Below are 3,355 nucleotides of genomic sequence, written 5' to 3' on the forward strand. Positions count from 1 at the left end.
ATATAGAAATCGTCGTAAACGATTAAACCTGCGGTTTAATTTACTTGCTGGCATATACAATTTAGATTGGGTGAAAGATAAACAATTAAATTGATTGAAAAATGATTTATGAAGGAAGTCTATTGATTGAGAAAACCAACTCAATTCAAGTTGCTTTTTATGCCAGTCTACAATCCCATAAAGAAGAGAACTTACTAGCCTCTTCTGAGTTTGAAGCAATGTACTATGATAAGATTAACCTATTAGGTCAGGTGGCCTAACTTAAATAAAAAGTCTCCGACAATCCCGGTACGGTTCAATTACTCACTGCGAAAGCTTGAGTCGGCACATATGAGAATATGTTCGGCAATATGTTAGAAGAAGGTTAATGGAATGCTTGGTCGTATTCCTGTGTTTGGGCTTGGTCGCTCAAACTAGACCATGATTGATAAAGCATAAGTATCCTCAAGTTTGGTCACTGAAGAAATATTGCTTATGTGGAGTTACTAGGTACTTTTCTAATCTAGTTAATGTTCACACGGACATGAAAAATATAAGTGTCTCGCTCTTCCATCTTAGGCGAGAAAAAGCTAAATCCTAGATTTAGAAATTTGAAGTGGAATATGGCTTAAGTCAGCATGAAAAAATTGAGCAGCCAATAAAGGCGTTAAAATTGAACAAGGAAATGTTCTCAAAAACCTTTTAAGGCTACATCTATCTAGGAGTAGCCTTTCTTTTTAATAAGTAAATTAATCCATTTGGTACTTTACAAAAGTGTTGAAAAATCATCTAATTAAATTTAAAACCTTGATATTAAATTAATTATGAAAAAAATCTATATTGTTTCAATTATTTCATTAGCCACTCTTAATGGTTGCCAAACAATAGAAAGCATAACGCCAGAAAAAGTGAGAAAATTTTCAAGCCCTAATGATTTAGTTTTAAAAATGAAATTAAATGGTTCAGATAACAAAGGAAAAGACTATGTTTATGTATGGGATAATAATGGGGATATAAGAAACCCTAATTCTTTGATTCCTAAAACGTCTTTAAGTCTTTATTGTCAAAATCAAAAAGGTAAATTTGATAGAATTGAATCAAGCCCAATGGATCAAGTACGAGATCCATATGCACGAAATCTGTTAAAAAAATATAAAGTTGATGAAGCAGTTGGTGGTTTTAGATGCAATCTACCAAATAATAAAAGCTGGGGTGTTCTAATTGAGCCAATAAGTGAACGTGCAACGGACTCAAAATCTTATACTTTTAGATATGTTAAGCTCAAAACTGAAATAATGCCAACTTCTGACATAACAGGCTTTTACTTTAAACACCAAGTACAAAAAGATATAGAGCAATCTAGACAACGAGCTTTAAATGAAAAGTATCAAGCACAAGAAAAAGCAAAACAACAGACTTATACTAACTTCTTAAATTCAAATAAACCAACTTCCAAAAATATTGGTAGTAAAGTTTGTAAAGATGTTACGCTCAATTTCCCTACAAATCTTTATGTTTTAGGTCAACTACAATATGAAAAAGCTAATGGCGTAGCTGTTGGCAGTTTAGAGCAATTTTCAAATGATGGTAAAAATATAAAAATCAGTTTGAGAGGATGGTTAACCAATACTGGTGGTATTCAAGCTTCTCCAAGTGTTCATTTTGATGGGGTTCCCTTAGAAGCTGGACGGAGTATTTGGGAGAACTCTTACGGTTGGTATCTGTGTAAATAACCATTGAGCTAACATAAAATTCGCTAAATAAAACCCTATGACATAACGGAATTTGCCAAACTACAAGGTAATCCATATTAAAAAGTAAACAGATGAATCTTCATTAAATCTGTTGAGAGTACAAATGAAAAAACTATTCGCTACTATAACCCTATTTATGCTGAATATTCTCATTGGAACAACCTCTGCATCAGCAAATCTAACCCAACAACAAGAGGATGTTATCATTGAAAAATATCAGTTAAAACCTCAAATTGATGCAATTGTATTTGAAATGATTGGTGGTGAAGAAAAGTATATTACTGCTAATGATGGTCAACGTTATCATTTACCTGCTTTCATCGATGAAGCGGAAGAAGAAAAATTGGCAACTAAGCTAGATAGAATTGCGAAGCAATATGGTATTGTTTATCCATATATTGCTGAATCCAATGCTTTTTATCAAATGTTCTATCTCTATGTTAATACAGAAGAAGAACGCCAAAAGTTAAATAACTTAAGTAACAAAGCAATATATAAGAGCATCAAAGCATTGGAAAAATGCGTGTTAGTCAATACTAAGTTATGTCCAAAACCTGCACGTATAGGTTCAACTTATTTAACAAGTGGATATATTGAAGAAAGTCTTAAATGGCTGAATTTTACTGCAGATGCAGGTAACGCTGATTCAGCATTTTTACTAGCACTTCTGCATGTGGATGAGATATACATTCCTAAAGACATTGTAAAAGCTAAGAGATACTACAAACGAGCATTTGATCTCCACGTAGCAAACAATAACTTCATAAATGCTGAAGAAGTAGAGAATCACTATAAAGAAGTCTTCAAAGATGTCAAAGGTCTTAATTATTAACTTCTTTGTAAGATTCATAGACATCATAGCAATATAATTGGTGTCTATGAACAGTGAAGTATAGCTAGACGGAGGCTTTAGTTAGGGGGCTTTGTATTTCAAATCTTTGTGCAACAAAGCCCCACTCTTACCAAATCCCTTTTGAATACTACAATTAAAAAACAATTTATCACTAAATATTTTTATTTAAATATTTCTTTAAAATAGATATTAACTGTAAGCGTCCGCTGAATCCCATACCTATTTTTTAATTCGATTTAGGTTTCCAGCAGTGTGGCAGTAACTCTTCAATCTGGGTCACTTTATGTGTCGGCAACCTTTTCAGCACATCACTTAAATAGGCATAGGGATCCAGCCCATTCAGCTTTGCTGACTGGATTAATGTCATAATATTGGCTGCTCGCTGACCGCTGCGCAGCGAACCTGCAAATAACCAGTTCTTACGTCCCAACGCCCAAGGGCGCATCTGGTTTTCCACCCAGTTATTGCAAATCGGTAGATTGCCATCATCCAGATAGCGGCTTAAAGCTGGCCAACGCTTCAGAGTGTAATTGATCGCCTTGGCGGTGGGAGAACTCGATGGCACCGTCAGATGATGTTGGTTGAGCCATTCATACAGTTGTTGCATCACCGGTTGACTATGCTGTTGCCGGTATTCGCGGTGCTGTTCTGCTGTACTATCGGTCTTTTTCCTGAGTTCTGCTTCTATGGCATACAGTTTCTGAATCAGCACTAATGCCTGTTCAGCAACCTGACTTTTTTTGGTCACATGCAGTTCATGGAATTTACG

3 protein-coding genes are annotated in these 3,355 nt (G+C 34.9%); 2 read left to right on the forward strand and 1 reads right to left on the reverse strand.

What is annotated here, in order from left to right:
- Positions 1 to 803 precede the first annotated feature (803 nt).
- Positions 804 to 1,712 carry a hypothetical protein gene (locus tag FTT85_RS18185; protein ID WP_180184108.1) on the forward strand — a complete coding sequence of 303 codons (909 nt, stop codon included), beginning with the start codon at positions 804 to 806 and terminating at the stop codon, positions 1,710 to 1,712.
- A gap of 124 nt (positions 1,713 to 1,836) precedes the next feature.
- Entirely contained in the window at positions 1,837 to 2,565 is a 729-nt protein-coding gene (locus FTT85_RS18190) for a hypothetical protein (RefSeq protein ID WP_180184109.1), read from the forward strand.
- 247 nt (positions 2,566 to 2,812) lie between these two features.
- Here FTT85_RS18190 and FTT85_RS18195 read toward each other — a convergent pair.
- The coding region (locus FTT85_RS18195) for an IS66 family transposase (protein WP_180184110.1) at positions 2,813 to 3,355 on the reverse strand (543 nt) is incomplete at its 5' end.

It is taken from the genome of Acinetobacter sp. YH01020 (assembly GCF_013420275.1).
In the GTDB taxonomy this organism is placed as follows: Bacteria; Pseudomonadota; Gammaproteobacteria; order Pseudomonadales; family Moraxellaceae; genus Acinetobacter; species Acinetobacter amyesii.